This is a genomic window from Robertkochia sediminum (assembly GCF_016786255.1).
Lineage (GTDB): Bacteria > Bacteroidota > Bacteroidia > Flavobacteriales > Flavobacteriaceae > Robertkochia > Robertkochia sediminum.
The window spans coordinates 66,696-80,727 of sequence record NZ_JADMKT010000075.1 but is presented as its reverse complement, the minus strand read 5'-3'; the positions used below and the strand labels follow the sequence as shown (position 1 = coordinate 80,727).

Sequence of the window (14,032 nt, the reverse complement as noted above, 5' to 3'; positions counted from 1 at the left end):
CGATGGCAAATTGCACGACGAAACATGAGTATACAGGACTCCGGGTTCTTTGTTTTCTTTTATTGTTCGCAGTTATTGGAGTCCATAGCCTTCAGGCACAAATGGTGATCAAGGAGATCGATGCCGTATATAGGTCTGAAGAAGATGGCAGGATCATTTCTGATGAAGAGTTTCAATCCTATCGGGGAAGGCATATTTTCAAACGTCGCATTCGGGGAACCGGTGGTACAAAGGATACCCTGGTGATCGAGGTTCCGGAAACGCTGAAGGAAGATTATCTGAAAAAGAAGTTCGCGGCTCAAAAAGGAAAACCGCATACTCCGTTTTCGGTGGTCGATATACACGGCAACCCGATCCGTTCTGAAGCATACCTGCCTCGATCCTGAGTTTTTTAATGGATAAAAGTTTCTTTTCTTGAATATCTCAACCTGAAGGGGATAGTATATTTTCATTACTTTAGAGGGTGAAGGCCATCATGGCATTCGAAGATGGTCAAATTAACAAACCCATGTATTTATAAAAATGAAATTCATCCCCGTTTATGCTTTACTGGTTTTCCTTCTGGTTTCTTGTTCCGGTAATAAGGTGCTTTCCAATTATGCCATAAAACCTGAGGTTCCTTTATCAGCGCTTAATGCGAGAGGTATTGCTGCCATGAGTCCGAACTATAAAAGTTCTTACTATCACTTAGTGCCGTATTTGTATTACAATGAAAAGGGGAGGTTTAATGAAGTACAAGGAGATTTTTATAATCTGACCTTCAAGGATTCAACCGATATTAATATTTCGGTGAGCTATTTCCGCAAATATGGTAAACATCGCAAGGTATTGAAAGTGTTGATAGCGCTTAGCGAAACGTCATCTATACCTATTGCAGACCTGCCTGTTGAGGTTACTTCAAGAAAGCATGGTGATTTTTTACGCAGTGACAGGCTATGGGGTAATGCCAGGATCAATAAGGAGCAGGAGCGCATGCTGTTCGTTAAACCTTTGGAAGTTCACGATAAATATGATGTGCTCAACCAGGTTAGGGATGATGCGATTATCGTTAGCATAGATGGAGAACGCTACGTGTTTTTAAATCCGGAACTGGAGACCGATTTTGAAGCCTCCAATGCTAAATCAGAAGAAGAATGAACTTAAACCAGATCACCGTACCTTCCCTTGACCTCGATATCTCTGTGCCCTTTTATGAAAACCTCGGACTCAAACTTATTGTAAAGGCAGTGCCGCATTACGCCCGTTTTGTTTGTCCGGACGGAAATGCCTCCTTTTCCATTCACCGTGTAGATGAATTGCCTTCAGGAGAAGGGGTTTATGTGTATTTTGAATGTGATGACCTGGATGAAAAGGTGGCCGAACTAAAAACTCTGGGAATTCAATTCGATCAGGATCCCACCGACCAACCTTGGCTCTGGCGGGAAGCACGCCTGAAGGATCCCGATGGGAACAGGCTTATTCTGTATTACGGAGGGGAGAACAGGTTGGATCCGCCATGGAGAATAAAAGAGGAAACCAGATAACCCACACCCATGAAAAACAGAAAGCTTTACTTTTTTACCAGCTTAGGCATTACCTTGATTTCTCTGGCCTTATTACTCTCTGGTTCTTCACTATTAACCTTAGGTCTGGATACTGCCGATACCATTCCACTGGGGACCTTTACTACCTGGGCGGGGTTAATGGCCTTGCCTGCAACCCTGTATTTCTGGGTGAAGGAATTGCGGGATCCTTCCGGGAAATGGTATGCTTTTCTTTCCGGGGTGTTGCGGTTGTCTCTGTTGCTCGCGATCCTGTGGGCTCCGGTGTCTTACTTGCTTGCCGGTAATATGAGCTTTAGCTTCTCTTCGGCAGTCGAAGGCTTCCGAGGGAGTCCGCAAGCCTATGTGTGGTTTATGCGTTTTACCAATGGGATCGTTTACGGTGCACTACTGGTCCTCAGCTTGTACTGTGTGACCCTTTTATGGGAACGTCTTACGAAAAAAATAAAGAGGTAAGGCAATCGCGGATTCAGAGCTATAACATGCATATCCCCGTAACTTCATAACTTTATAACCTCATAACATTCAGCATCCTTCTTGCAGAGTTCTGTGATGGGGTTACTACTATTTCAATCGATAGGGTATGAGTAACGAATGGGACGATATGGCCGGGCAGTGGGAGGAGTACCCCCTGGTAACGGTTTATGCTCAAAAGGCATATGCCAATCTTACGGAAGCTGTTGATCTGAAAGCACTGCGCATCCTCGATTTCGGATGTGGTACAGGCCTGTTGAGTGAGTTGATGTTGCCTGAAGCGCGGGAGATCGTCGCTCTGGATGCTTCGGCAGGGATGATCGATATGTTGGCAAAAAAAGACCTTGAGAATGTCGAAGTGATCGCAGCCGAATTATCCCTGGAGTTGATCCGGTCGTATGAGGCGTTAAGCGAAAAGTTCGATCTTATCGTGGCATCTTCGGTGTGTAGCTTTCTTCCCGACTATCCGGAAACGCTGAGGTTGCTCACTTCCATGTTGACAGATGAAGGTGTCTTTGTGCAATGGGACTGGCTGGCGGAGCAGGAAGATGCTCCCAATGCCCTTAGCAGGGGACAGATCAAAGAAGCTTTTGAAAAGGCAAACCTCCATATCAAAACCTTGTCAGTGCCTTTCAGCATGTCTTTCGATGATTCAGAAATGCCGGTGATCATGGCGGTGGGTAGCCCTGCCGATTAATTTTTTTGCCTGTGAGGTTTCAGGCGTCATAAACCTGAGGTACAAATAATAACACCCTTCTTTAAAGGTTGTAAACAAACCTAAAGGTAATGAATCGCGGCTGAATGAAATTTTCAGAAACGAATACCGAAATATTGTTGGCGCTGTTTCGAACCTGGGCGTCGATATTCAGGATATTCGTGGCCCTGATCTCATATTCCCATCGCGCATCCCGGTCCTTGCGGTAGGAGAGGGTGGCATTCCAGTTCTGGAACGACTGTGAATTCCCGTTCCCCAGGTCCTGGTCGGTATAGGTGTAGTCTGATCTGAGCGTTACCTTCTTCCACAGGTAAACATCCAGTTCGGCCGAAGGGGCATTGGTGACAAATTTAGTTTTACGATTCCCCTGGTTGTTATCGGTCACACTATAGCGGTACCGTAGGGTGAGGTTAGGAGCCACCTTGAAGTTGGTGCGAAGGCCGGGGGTATAGGTTTGTGTATATCCTTCATTAACTGAGCGGTTGCCCTGGATGAACTGGTTGATCTTACTGTAATTGAAACTGGCGTTCAAACTGGCCTGCACCTTTCCAAACGTGCGCTGTACCCTCCCGAACACATTCACGTTCTCATCGGCGAACTGGGAGTTAAAGAAGGTACTGGTCCTGATCACGTTCTCAAAATTCGTCAGGCTTCGTATCTGATCGATGTTGTTGGCATAAGATGCCCTTACGAAAACATTGGTGTAATTAAAAAGGTTGAAGCTGCTGTATACAAGGCTTACATTATGCGACAGGGCATTTTGTAGCTCCGGCTCTCCAAACTGAATGTTATCGTAGTTGTTCAACACCAACCCTGCTGCCAGCCGTGTTACATCGGTAAACTGGTTACGCATCTCATAGCGCAGGGTGAGCGACTCACTTTTCTTGAGTTGGATCCTGGTCTCAAAATCGGGAAGGAAACGGAAGAAGTTATCTTCATAGGTCTCCCCAAACTGGATGTTCTTATTCCCATAGGCATGGATGGAGAAGCCCGGGGTTATGGTGAATTTCCCTGTTCTGAAGCGGTAGTGGGCTCCCAGGTAGATGTCACTAAAAATGTACTCGGTATCGTTGGTAGCCCTTCCCTCATTAAAATTAGGGGTAGGGTCAAATCGCGAACCGTCCAAAAGGAACTGAAACAGGTCGGAGTTAAACTGTTGTTTGCTCAGAATGGTTCCCAGGGTGAGGTTCAGGTTACTTTTGGTGTTGAGGATATTGTAATAGTCCAGTTTGGCATCGAGCTGGTTGGACTTGATCCGGCGATCTTGTACGATATTGTAATTATCCTGGGTGGTGTCTAAACCAAGGGCTTCGGCCGTTGGATCGTAGTTGTCATCTCCTTGTGCGTCATTTTGAAGTATGGCATTGTAGAACGGATCTTCATTGCGATACAGGTGTTGCGCCTCAAAGGCAAAGATATTGTCTTCGTTAAGGGTGTAGTAGTAATTGAAATTTTGGTTGATACTCCATGAGGTCACTTCATCCAGCTGATCGGTATTTCCGATCACGGAGGAGAATACGTTTTGCAGCTGATTGTCGTCGCTTATACGTCCCAGTACATCGTAATCCATCTGGTTGTTGACGTTAGGCTGATAAGAGGCGCTGAGCTTAAGCACCCCCTGGTTGGAACGCTCCTTACTGGACTGTTCGGTGATCTCATCGGGAATGCCAAGTTCCGGATCGGTATATTGTACAAAGCTGTTTTCACGTGAGAGGATACGACTGCTGTTGTAGATCAGGAATCCGCTCAGATCAAGGCCGGGATTGGGAGAGTAGCTGAAATTTCCCGAAGCCAGTTTGTTTTCTATTTCCAGGGCATTATTTTGGTTGGTGAGAAAGTTCAGGCTGTTATCCCCAAGGTTGAGGTTGGTTCCACTGCCATTACTCGGGGGGCGGAATCCACCTCCAAAGCCTCTGATGTCCCGTCGTGTAAGGGCTACCTCTCCGGTGTTGTTGAGGTCGCCAATGAAGTTGAGGCTGTATTTCGGACTGTAATAAAAGAGTTTGGGTTGGGCCAGGTATAAGGCGTCATCGGGAGAGCTACCTGCGCCTGCAGTGACATTCCCAAACCAGAAGTTTTCTTTACCTTCTTTGAGTTTGATGTTAAGGGCAAAATTATCTTGGTTGTTACGCACACTCCTCAACTGGCTTACCTCCGAATAGTTTCGCAATACCTGCACCTTGTCTACCGCTTTGGCAGGAATGTTCTGTGTGGCCAGTTTGGTATCGCCATCAAAGAAGTCTTTGCCGTTTACCATGAGTTTATTCACCACTTTACCTTCGACCTCGATTTGTCCGTCGGCATTGATCTCCACCCCGGGCAGGTTTTCGAGGACGTCTTCAAGTTTCCTTTCGGTACCTGTATTAAAGGAATCGGCATTGTATACTACGGTATCCCCCTGAACGGTTACCGGCATCTCATACACCACTTCTACGGCATCGAGCACATTGTCGGCTTGCATAATGAAGTCCTTTTTGATATCGGTTTCTTTAACCGTAATGATCTCTTCTACGGTTTTCATCCCCACATAGCTGATCTGGATCTTGTAGGAGGCATTTTTTGTGAGATCGAGTTGATACCTGCCTTCTGCACTGGTGATCCCGTAGGATTCCAGCGTATTGGATTGTTGGTTAATGGCAATAACATTGGCCAGTTCCAGCGGATTGTTAAGGGTGTCGGTAACAACGCCTTCGATCTTGATCTGCGCCTGTGCAGTAAGGGCCGAGATCAGAAAAGCGAGTAAAAGGATGTTTTTCATCAGATGGTGGTAAAGGGTTCAGGAATTTAGAAGGGGAGGTTAGGATCTTCTTCTTCCGCGGTTATCCCGCATTTCTTTCATTTTTTTCATAACGGTTTCCTGATAGTCTTCCTTGTTGATCTCCTGTCCTTTATTGGGAGCTTTGATCTCAATGGTCTCCTTAGGGTTCAGTACTACCTTGGAGCAGAGCATGGTGGTGTTCCCTGCACTTACTTCGAGAATGAGTCCGGGGAGTCCCCAGTATTCTCCGGGACCGTGGCTCACGGGGATCTGTGGAGTGTACCACGCTTCAATATTGGTGAGGGCAGTGTCCGGTTCAGCACCTTCTTCTGTGTTCTCAGCAGACCTGAGGTCTCCCCATGAAAAATCGTACCAGGCAAGCTCCCTGGTCGGTACCACCGCGTTCGCTTTAAAACAGGTGTATTGTCCGATCTGTTTGGTTTCTTTTCCCATGACCCATTTGATCTCCTGTAATTTATCTTTTACCAGGAAACGCTTACCGTAGAACTCCTGACTTTGGATAAGCGCATTTTCTTTCACATTCTTGTATTGGTCACCTCTTGAGAAGTTGTCGCCCCAGGAGTCAGTAGCTCCGGAAATGGCATCAAGCTTTTCGTCTTCAGTGAAGATCGACTCCTCCTTGTTGAAATTAAGGGTATAGGTTTTTTCCAGTCGGTTCTTCAGCCGGGCTTCTATTTGCTTCTTTTGGGCTTCGCTCATACGTGCCCCAAAACTTCCTAATTCCATTTTCGATTTGGAATAGTATACGGCTTGCCCCTGGAATTGCTGGATTTCAGGTGCAAAGGAGGTGAATACGATCAAAAGGATGAGGGAGGCAGTAATGATTAAAGATCTCATAATTGGTAGATATTTTGTTTATCAAAACTAATCAAAAAGTTAAACAAAAATAGAATTTTGTCTAAAAATTAACATTATTTGACGGGCAAGTTGGTGTTAGTTAGACTTTTAGCGTTAATAATGTTTAACCTTTACCATTTCTTTCTATCCTTGCTTACCCGCTTACCCGCTTACCCGCTTACCCGCTTACCCGCTTACCCGCTTACCCGCTTACCCGCTTACCCAGGTACCTACTTACCCTTAATGAGATCGCCACGGTTTACTCCGTAAACCTCGCGAAGACGAAGGATGTATTTTTTTACTTTATCACTACCTGTCTACCCACATCCCCACATCCCCATTTCCCCATTTCCCCATTTCCCCATTTCCCCATTTCCCCGTATCTTAGTATTCCTCATCCCTGCCATTTCTTTCCGGTGCTGTGATCATCATTTATCCATCTTCAACATCACATTTATGAGGGTTCAACATTTGCGTAATGCCACCATGATCATCGAATCGGGGAACCATGTGATCCTGGTCGACCCCATGCTTTCGAAAAAGGGGGAAGCGGGACCTCCGTTTACCTTGTTAAGGTTTAAACCAAGGCGTAACCCCATAGTAGACCTGCCTGCCAATGCCATGGCTGCCGTGGAAAGAACCACCCATTGTTTGATCACCCACTTGCACCCCGATCATTTGGACAAGGAAGGGGAGCGTTTTTTAAAGGAGCATCAAATTCCGGTAGCCTGCAGTGTGCTCGATGCCGAGGAGCTCAGAAAGAGGGGCCTTAACGTAGAACAGACTATAGACTACTGGAAAGAAAGTAGATTTCTGGGAGGAGCCATTACGGGTATTCCGGCCCGCCATGGTTATGGATATGTGGCAAAACCCATGGGGAATGTTATGGGATTCTACCTGGAATTACCTGGTGAGCGTTCCCTTTACCTGAGTTCCGATACCATTTACACTGATGATGTGCATAAGGTGCTTACCGAATTCAACCCCGGTATCGCCGTCGTGGCCTGTGGTACAGCGCAGTTGGATTTCTTCCAGCCTTTACTCATGCGTATGGATGATATTCTGAAGTTTATCAAAAATGCCCCGGGAGAAGTAATCGCCAACCATATGGAGGCGGTGAATCATTGTCCGACCACAAGAGAACAGCTCAAAAGAGAAGTTGAAAGTATAGGGCTATCAGATAAGGTGTTTGTGCCGGAAGACGGAGAAAGTATAGTGTATTAAACAGAACCAAGAGCCAAGAATAAAGAGTAATGACGATCCTTTATCAGTATTTAGTATCCTATTGAAAGTAAAATCATGTCCCGGTAACAATTACAGATATAAACCCGCACAACCGTGTCATCCTCCATAGCTTTAGCGAAGGAGGGCACAACCGTGTCATCCTCCATAGCTTTAGCGAAGGAAGGCATAACCCTATAACTATGAAGAAAGCACTCAAAGTAAAAGAATTTAGTCATAAGCAGCAGCTACTGGATTTTGTAAATGCGAATACAGATAGCATAGAGATCGTTTCCATATCCTCCAGCCAGGAAGCATTTTTCTTCCGGCATTTCCTTTGGTATTATGAGGGGTGATACGCAATAGATTACTAAGAATAGGTGAGGGACTGGAAAGTGTTGATCGGTGTTCATTGAATAATGTAAAGTGAATTTAAGATGAGATTAGAAGGTCTTAAAGAAAGAGATGTCTTGTTTTTCATTACGATGTTGTTATTGCTTGTTTCATGTAAACAGGATTGGGAAAGTGCTCCTGGAAAGAGCACGGCTGGAGGGTGGCAAGAGGCTCCGATCGATCCTGAGATCGAGGAGGCGGTAGCCTTTGTATTGGACGAGATGGATACTCCGTTAAAGCTTGTTCGGATCATTAGTGCGAAAAAGCAGGTGGTTAAAGGCATGAATTATGATCTGAACTTTGAGATGGAAAATAATGAAGTATGGAATGCCCGGGTTTACAGAGATCTTTCGGGGGAATTTTCGCTTACCAAGCGGCCTGAATTAAAGGAGTAACAGATAATTTATGACTAAAAACGAACTTCAGAAAGGAGATATCCTGATGCATTGCAATGGCAGTCACTGGCTTTCCAGGGCCATCATGTGGTTTGATGGTACTAAGGCACATCATGCCGCGATCTATATGGGTAATGGCAAGGTAGCCGAGGCTATAGGGGAAGGGGTTGTGATCAGAAACCTGGAAGAAAGTTATACAGATGCCGATATCACCGTTTTCAGGCATATGGAATCTGCTGAGGATATGAGTGCCGTTATGGCGAGTTGTAAAAAGTTTATTGGAAGTGACTTCGCCCATGAGAAGGTTTTGATGATCGCAATGATCTGTCTTACCAGAAAAGTAGATCTCAATCCGGCGGTGGTTAGGTTTGTGAGGAGAGTCCTGGAGAAGGCTAGTGCCATTCTGAACACCTTACGGGAGCAGAATAGATCCACCATGATCTGTTCTGAGTTTGTTTACAAGTCTTTTAATGGGGCCACTCACAAAGGGGAATCCACTTATAAGATCCGGATCAACAGAGAGGAGGATCTCAAAGATTTACGAGAAAAGACATATGCTTCAGGTGGTATGAAGAAGAGTATATGGGGTTCGTTCTACGGAGTTAAAGGTCAAAAGCACGATCGTGATCGTATGCTTTATCCAAACATTTCCCTGACTGATTGCGATTCGGATCCTGATTTAAAGATGCCGGCTGATGAAGGTCTGAATGCCTGGGTGAATGACGGGGAATTGGAAGAAATGTTTGCTGAAGTAGAACAATGGGAGGGAGGATTTACGCGTTTGGATTCAGTCAATGACCTGTGGCAGGAGCTTGAGATCCGCTCTAGTGACAGTCTTCAACCCGGAAAAATAGGTGACGAGATCGTTCAGCCTACCTTTTTGAGGAATGATTATTTAGGAGAAGATCCTGCGTATGTAATAGCCGGGTTAAAAAACATTTCAGATAAGTTTATGGCTACCTTGTATAAAACAAATCAAGCTCGGGGTGAGGATACTAACTTTACTACAGATCGAATATCCAGAGAATCGCTTCTCAAGGCTAATCCGCTGATTACCCCTGGAGACTTATTTGCGCGAACATCCGATCTGCAGAAGAAAGGAAGCCTTATAAAACCCTGTATCTGAAAAGGATCATTAAAGCTCCGTCAAAATTTCCATTGATAGCTCCTCCATCAAAAATTTCCTTGCTTGAATAGTATTTCAGTACTACCCCATAGCTATCCTTGAAACTATATCCCAGTCCAAAACTCAGACTTCTATTCGACCCTGAATCATCGGTAACGTAAAAGTTTTCTTGAAATTCCCGGTCCTGTGTAAAGGAAAAGATGTCGTCTTTGTTCAAGGGAACGATAACCCCGTAATCGGCTTGAATGAATAAGGCGGACTTGGTACTCAGGACGAAATGGCGTCTGATCCCGAAAGGTATTTCGATAAAACTGTATTGCGCAGTAGCTGTTCCGGGGTATCCAAACAAGGAGAGTTGTTTTTCCTGGCGTCCGTAGTTTTGGTAGGTCGGATTGGTATAGATACTCCAGTTTCTTTTGTTAAAGTTAAAGTGGTATTCTATTTCCAGTCCTCCGGTAACAGCCGTGTTATTGTCGTAATCGATTTTTTGTATGCCGTTTTCCTGCCTTACACTTTGTTCTAAGGCCATGGAAGTAATTCCGCCGTTTACAGACATCTTCAGTACGCCTAATGGCTTTTTGGTTTCATACGATTTGAAGGTCGCATTTTGGCAGACGTTAACCTTTTCGAAGATATCCGTTAGCTTTTTCCTCGAATAGGGGAGTTTTTTATATACTTCTAATCCTATTGAAGCACATTTGAATTGTGAATAGAGTTGTTCGCGATACTTAGCATTGGATTGTACCAGGTTGTTTTCAGTATACCTGTAGCTTACCAGTAATTTTGGAGTTTCCGAACCTTTTCTATAAAAGAAATAGCGCTGACTTCTTCCATGTTCCAGTAGATCGATCTCACCATCTACCAGGTAATTAAGTAGTATACTTTCCTCTTGATAGTTTGATGCGTTATCTTCTTTCCTGTTTTCATTCTCCCAATCTATTTCAACAGTGAATCGTTCTGTTCTTATCCCTTTTGACGGAATCTCATAAAGCATTATGTCTTCAACGGGTAGGTTTACTATTTTGGAGTCCATCGATGATTTATAGCTTATGGTCTTAGAAGAATTTATCCAGTCCCAGTTTTTAACAAAAACATCTAATTTCTCACCTTTTGTGGTGGTAATGTGTGCTTTTTCAAAGGTATTTTGGCTGAATGTGAGCAGTGGTAAAGTAAGTAGTAATGAAAAGTAAATTGCTTTCATAGGGGTTGCTAATAATTAGGGAGGTAAAACTAAAAAAGTAGGTTTTAACCTACAACAAAAATTTGTGTTTTCGTCTTTTGTGATCTGGTTATTTATGGAAGCTATCCCTTTCGTTATTCCTTTTTTCTACTTAAATGATATAGAAAAAGAAAGATAAATTCACATTATTGCCGGAGATGGTCTAAATTGTCTAGGAACTTTTGATTTTAAAAACTTCGATGAACGCTCAATTGTTTGCAGAAAAGAATAGGGAACTTTTTATGCCCGATGGAGTGGAGTATATCTACAACATTCTTAATAACATTGGATATAGCGATTATACCAGCGCCGAGGCAAAGACTGAGGGGATGGAGGTGATCAAAGCATTGTTCGAATTGGATTTGATCGAGGTGTTTAGTTATGGCAATTACCATTTGAAATTCAGCAATGAGCGCCTCTCTGTAGATGAGGTGCTGGCACATTTAGATAAGGTGTGGTTTATTGGTGCCGACTTTAGTGATTTTGTAAGTATGCCCATGTTTAAATTTAAGGATTGGTACCTTAGGGCATTGAAAGAAGCCGGGCTAACCGATACCACCGAATGGAACAACTTTGTTCGGGAGGAAATTGGTGATCTGCAAAAATGGATCGGGGAGAATCGGCCTTAAGAATTTGAATCCATGAGTATAAGTTACAGGTAATTAAGGGGGCATTGCAAAATTTGTTCACGCTTACCACTATTATTTCACGCTCATGTATTTTTGTTTTTAACTATTCATCATTCTCACTAGTTTGAGCGGCCTATGGACACTACACGAAACAGAACAAAAAAACAAGGCAGGCTCCCCTTGTATTGGCAATGTCAGTTGGCCGGATGGGGTTTGGTGGCCACCTATTGGGCTTACATCGTATACACAAGAGATCATTACAGTGTTTTTAGTACGTTCCTGAATTATGCCATTGATGTGGCCATTGGGATCAGTCTGACGCATCTCTATAAGCAATTTGCGGTACAAGCAAACTGGATACGCTTACCGCTTGAGAAGTTGTTGGTGCGCGTGGTTCCCAGTATACTTTTGTTGTCTGTTATCTATGTGCTGATCAGCAATGTGAAATGGTATTTTTTCTGGAGCACCCTTATGGACCCTAATGTTTCATTTAAAGAGGCCATTGTGTATTGGAATCCCATATTGATCACGGCACTAAGGCTGATGTCGATCTGGATCCTGGCCTATCATTTATATCATTACTATCAGAAGGAGGTCAATACAGCAAAAGAAAATGCACAACTGTCTACGTTGATCAAGCAAACCCAGCTCGATAATTTATCGGCCCAACTGAATCCGCATTTTCTATTCAATTCCCTCAACTCCATTAAATCTTTGATCCTGGAGAATCCGGACACGGCAAGACGCGGCATCGATCTGTTGTCAGACCTGTTGCGTTCTTCCCTGTATGAGAAGGATAAAGGGTTGAATACCTTAAGGAGTGAATTAGACCTGGTGAATGATTATATAGAGCTGGAGAAACTGCGTTTTGAAGAACGTCTCTCTATGGATGTCTCCGTAGATAAATCATTAGAGGCCGTAAAGGTGCCTACATTGAGCGTACAACTGTTAGTGGAAAATGCTATTAAACACGGCATCGATAAAAAGGTACAGGGAGGGAGAATATCCCTGGTTATCCATAAAAGCGATGATGAGATGCATATTCAAGTCAGTAATCCGGGAAAAATTTCGGGAGATGCTCCCGGGGGCGGCCTGGGACTGAAGAACTTGCGGGATCGGTTATACCTGCAATTTAAGGATAAAGCAAGCCTGACTTTAAAGCAGTTGGATCAGGATAGGGTGCAAGCAACCATAAGATTACCTTTGAGCACGGATGAGAACAATTAAGGCGATAATTATAGATGATGAACGTTTGGCCAGGGAAGAGGTGAAGCGGGCATTGAAAAACCACCCTGAATTTGTCATTGCAGGGGAGGCCGGTACGGCCGATGCCGCATTGGCGTTGATTGCCAAAGAGGCCCCTGATGTGATCTTTTTAGATATACATATGCCCGAGAAATCGGGTTTTGACCTCCTGGAAGAACTTACAACGGTTCCGGAAGTGGTCTTTACAACGGCCTACGACCAGTATGCGGTAAAGGCCTTTGAATTAAATGCATTGGATTATCTGGTGAAGCCACTGAGGGCCGAGCGCTTTGCTAAGGCTATTGAAAAGGTGAAGCAGGAATTATCAACAACAAAGAAAGAGCCTGAGGTATTGCCCATGCACCGCAAGATCTTCGTTAAAGACGGGGAGCAATGTCATTTTATACCCCTGTCTGAAATTCGTTATATAGAGTCTTTGGATAATTATGCGCGGTTGTATTTTGGCGAACATAAGGCCATGATAAAGCGATCACTAAATCTACTGGAAGAAAAGCTGGATCCTGCGGTTTTCTTTAGGGCGAACAGAAGCCAGATCATTAACACCCAATACATAGAAGAGATATACCCCCATTTTAATAACAGGCTGCATATTGTATTGACCACAGGAGAAAAAATTGAAGTTTCCAGCCGTCAGTCGATCAAGTTCAAGAACCTGAATAGCCTGTAATCGAAGTCCTCGGAATTTTACGCTTAAAGCGGTATTTGCACGCTCCTGTACTTTCCCTTCCTAAAATGATATCATCCCTGTTATTTCGCCCTGAATAACATATAAAAACACCTGATCATGTATCAATTATTAAATTTTACGGGTATAACTAAACTGATCCTTTTATTTATTTTAAACCTATTTTGTTCATGCGGAAACAATACTTCTCTTGAAACAAGAAGACCCACTTTAACCGATTTCGAGATCGGTGAGAAGTGGACCTGGAAGTGGCAGCGTACCATAAACGATAAGGTAATGGGAGAAGGAGTAGATGTAAAAGAAGTGGTGGACTATAATGGCGATCTCGGATTCTATTTTGGTAATAGCCGACACGATACCATACCTGCTGCTACGATGGTTAATGGTGAGGAAGGCGAAAATCCCTTTCACGATTGGCCGTTGAAGGTGGGCAAAACTTGGAAGCATATCGAACATTGGGAAAACGAATCGGGAGGTAAAGGAATATCCGATCGGAATGTGAAAATTATCAGCTATGAACAGATCACTGTAGAAGCGGGTACCTTCTGGGCTTATAAGATCAAATATGAAGGTACCATCGAAAATTTAAGTACAGGAGGGAAAGCAGAAGTAACCGATTTCTGGTGGTATAGTCCGTTGTTGAAAGAATACATTATGCATACCCAGGATGATGGTTATGGCATCTATACCAGTGAGTTAATCGCCTATTCAGATCCACAAAAAACGAAGTAGCCATGCATGTATCCTCAATA

The 14,032-nt window shown here is 44.0% G+C and carries 16 protein-coding genes; 13 read left to right on the top strand and 3 right to left on the bottom strand.

Annotation, left to right across the window (positions count from 1 at the left end):
* The first annotated feature begins 2 nt into the window (after positions 1 to 2).
* From IS446_RS08995 to IS446_RS08975, 5 genes are all read left to right on the top strand, one after another.
* Positions 3 to 386, top strand: a complete 384-nt coding sequence (locus IS446_RS08995; RefSeq protein WP_203059983.1) for a hypothetical protein — start codon at positions 3 to 5, stop codon at positions 384 to 386.
* Between the two features lie 136 nt (positions 387 to 522).
* Positions 523 to 1,137, top strand: a complete 615-nt coding sequence (locus IS446_RS08990) for a hypothetical protein (protein WP_203059982.1) — start codon at positions 523 to 525, stop codon at positions 1,135 to 1,137.
* Positions 1,134 to 1,523 carry a VOC family protein gene (locus IS446_RS08985; RefSeq protein ID WP_203059980.1) on the top strand — a complete coding sequence of 130 codons (390 nt, stop codon included), beginning with the start codon at positions 1,134 to 1,136 and terminating at the stop codon, positions 1,521 to 1,523. Before IS446_RS08990 ends, IS446_RS08985 begins: the two co-directional genes overlap by 4 nt.
* 9 nt (positions 1,524 to 1,532) lie before the next feature.
* Positions 1,533 to 1,997 carry a hypothetical protein gene (locus tag IS446_RS08980; protein ID WP_203059979.1) on the top strand — a complete coding sequence of 155 codons (465 nt, stop codon included), beginning with the start codon at positions 1,533 to 1,535 and terminating at the stop codon, positions 1,995 to 1,997.
* Positions 1,998 to 2,124: 127 nt separating this feature from the next.
* Positions 2,125 to 2,712 carry a class I SAM-dependent DNA methyltransferase gene (locus tag IS446_RS08975; protein WP_203059977.1) on the top strand — a complete coding sequence of 196 codons (588 nt, stop codon included), beginning with the start codon at positions 2,125 to 2,127 and terminating at the stop codon, positions 2,710 to 2,712.
* A gap of 61 nt (positions 2,713 to 2,773) precedes the next feature.
* Here the strand turns inward: IS446_RS08975 and IS446_RS08970 are convergent, their stop codons facing one another.
* Positions 2,774 to 5,488, bottom strand: coding sequence for a carboxypeptidase regulatory-like domain-containing protein (locus tag IS446_RS08970; RefSeq protein ID WP_203059975.1), 2,715 nt, complete (start codon positions 5,486 to 5,488; stop codon positions 2,774 to 2,776).
* Between the two features lie 39 nt (positions 5,489 to 5,527).
* Positions 5,528 to 6,346, bottom strand: a complete 819-nt coding sequence (locus IS446_RS08965; RefSeq protein WP_203059973.1) for a GLPGLI family protein — start codon at positions 6,344 to 6,346, stop codon at positions 5,528 to 5,530.
* 456 nt (positions 6,347 to 6,802) lie between these two features.
* Between IS446_RS08965 and IS446_RS08960 the strand changes: the two genes are divergently transcribed.
* The 4 genes from IS446_RS08960 (at position 6,803) to IS446_RS08945 (ending at position 9,481) form a co-directional block, all read left to right on the top strand.
* Positions 6,803 to 7,570, top strand: coding sequence for an MBL fold metallo-hydrolase (locus tag IS446_RS08960; RefSeq protein WP_203059971.1), 768 nt, complete (start codon positions 6,803 to 6,805; stop codon positions 7,568 to 7,570).
* Between the two features lie 200 nt (positions 7,571 to 7,770).
* Positions 7,771 to 7,923: a hypothetical protein gene (locus IS446_RS08955; protein ID WP_203059969.1), complete on the top strand. Its 153-nt coding sequence runs from the start codon at positions 7,771 to 7,773 to the stop codon at positions 7,921 to 7,923.
* An 81-nt stretch (positions 7,924 to 8,004) separates the two neighbouring features.
* Positions 8,005 to 8,355, top strand: coding sequence for a cystatin family protein (locus IS446_RS08950; protein WP_203059967.1), 351 nt, complete (start codon positions 8,005 to 8,007; stop codon positions 8,353 to 8,355).
* A 10-nt stretch (positions 8,356 to 8,365) separates the two neighbouring features.
* Complete coding sequence (locus tag IS446_RS08945; protein WP_203059965.1) at positions 8,366 to 9,481, top strand: C40 family peptidase; 1,116 nt, start codon at positions 8,366 to 8,368, stop codon at positions 9,479 to 9,481.
* Here IS446_RS08945 and IS446_RS08940 read toward each other — a convergent pair.
* Positions 9,462 to 10,682: a porin family protein gene (locus tag IS446_RS08940; protein ID WP_203059963.1), complete on the bottom strand. Its 1,221-nt coding sequence runs from the start codon at positions 10,680 to 10,682 to the stop codon at positions 9,462 to 9,464. The genes IS446_RS08945 and IS446_RS08940 overlap by 20 nt on opposite strands.
* A gap of 218 nt (positions 10,683 to 10,900) precedes the next feature.
* On the opposite strand from IS446_RS08940, the gene IS446_RS08935 reads away from it, so the two are divergent.
* The 4 genes from IS446_RS08935 to IS446_RS08920 all read left to right on the top strand — a co-directional run bounded on the left by IS446_RS08935 (position 10,901) and on the right by IS446_RS08920 (position 14,012).
* A complete protein-coding gene (locus tag IS446_RS08935) occupies positions 10,901 to 11,329 on the top strand; it encodes a hypothetical protein (RefSeq protein ID WP_203059961.1) in 429 nt (142 codons plus the stop codon).
* Positions 11,330 to 11,464: 135 nt separating this feature from the next.
* Positions 11,465 to 12,556 carry a sensor histidine kinase gene (locus IS446_RS08930; RefSeq protein ID WP_203059959.1) on the top strand — a complete coding sequence of 364 codons (1,092 nt, stop codon included), beginning with the start codon at positions 11,465 to 11,467 and terminating at the stop codon, positions 12,554 to 12,556.
* Positions 12,543 to 13,262, top strand: a complete 720-nt coding sequence (locus tag IS446_RS08925; RefSeq protein ID WP_203059957.1) for a LytR/AlgR family response regulator transcription factor — start codon at positions 12,543 to 12,545, stop codon at positions 13,260 to 13,262. The genes IS446_RS08930 and IS446_RS08925 overlap by 14 nt, the downstream gene beginning before the upstream one ends.
* Positions 13,263 to 13,379: 117 nt before the next feature.
* Positions 13,380 to 14,012, top strand: a complete 633-nt coding sequence (locus IS446_RS08920; protein WP_203059956.1) for a hypothetical protein — start codon at positions 13,380 to 13,382, stop codon at positions 14,010 to 14,012.
* Positions 14,013 to 14,032 lie beyond the last annotated feature (20 nt).

What these genes read in the sequence shown, in the direction of transcription:
- IS446_RS08995 (WP_203059983.1), top strand. Translation starts at nt 3, where the DNA reads ATGGCAAATTGCACGACGAAACATGAGTATACAGGACTCCGGGTTCTT.
- IS446_RS08990 (WP_203059982.1), top strand. Translation starts at nt 523, where the DNA reads ATGAAATTCATCCCCGTTTATGCTTTACTGGTTTTCCTTCTGGTTTCT.
- IS446_RS08985 (WP_203059980.1), top strand. Translation starts at nt 1,134, where the DNA reads ATGAACTTAAACCAGATCACCGTACCTTCCCTTGACCTCGATATCTCT.
- IS446_RS08980 (WP_203059979.1), top strand. Translation starts at nt 1,533, where the DNA reads ATGAAAAACAGAAAGCTTTACTTTTTTACCAGCTTAGGCATTACCTTG.
- IS446_RS08975 (WP_203059977.1), top strand. Translation starts at nt 2,125, where the DNA reads ATGAGTAACGAATGGGACGATATGGCCGGGCAGTGGGAGGAGTACCCC.
- IS446_RS08970 (WP_203059975.1), bottom strand. Translation starts at nt 5,488, where the DNA reads ATGAAAAACATCCTTTTACTCGCTTTTCTGATCTCGGCCCTTACTGCA.
- IS446_RS08965 (WP_203059973.1), bottom strand. Translation starts at nt 6,346, where the DNA reads ATGAGATCTTTAATCATTACTGCCTCCCTCATCCTTTTGATCGTATTC.
- IS446_RS08960 (WP_203059971.1), top strand. Translation starts at nt 6,803, where the DNA reads ATGAGGGTTCAACATTTGCGTAATGCCACCATGATCATCGAATCGGGG.
- IS446_RS08955 (WP_203059969.1), top strand. Translation starts at nt 7,771, where the DNA reads ATGAAGAAAGCACTCAAAGTAAAAGAATTTAGTCATAAGCAGCAGCTA.
- IS446_RS08950 (WP_203059967.1), top strand. Translation starts at nt 8,005, where the DNA reads ATGAGATTAGAAGGTCTTAAAGAAAGAGATGTCTTGTTTTTCATTACG.
- IS446_RS08945 (WP_203059965.1), top strand. Translation starts at nt 8,366, where the DNA reads ATGACTAAAAACGAACTTCAGAAAGGAGATATCCTGATGCATTGCAAT.
- IS446_RS08940 (WP_203059963.1), bottom strand. Translation starts at nt 10,682, where the DNA reads ATGAAAGCAATTTACTTTTCATTACTACTTACTTTACCACTGCTCACA.
- IS446_RS08935 (WP_203059961.1), top strand. Translation starts at nt 10,901, where the DNA reads ATGAACGCTCAATTGTTTGCAGAAAAGAATAGGGAACTTTTTATGCCC.
- IS446_RS08930 (WP_203059959.1), top strand. Translation starts at nt 11,465, where the DNA reads ATGGACACTACACGAAACAGAACAAAAAAACAAGGCAGGCTCCCCTTG.
- IS446_RS08925 (WP_203059957.1), top strand. Translation starts at nt 12,543, where the DNA reads ATGAGAACAATTAAGGCGATAATTATAGATGATGAACGTTTGGCCAGG.
- IS446_RS08920 (WP_203059956.1), top strand. Translation starts at nt 13,380, where the DNA reads ATGTATCAATTATTAAATTTTACGGGTATAACTAAACTGATCCTTTTA.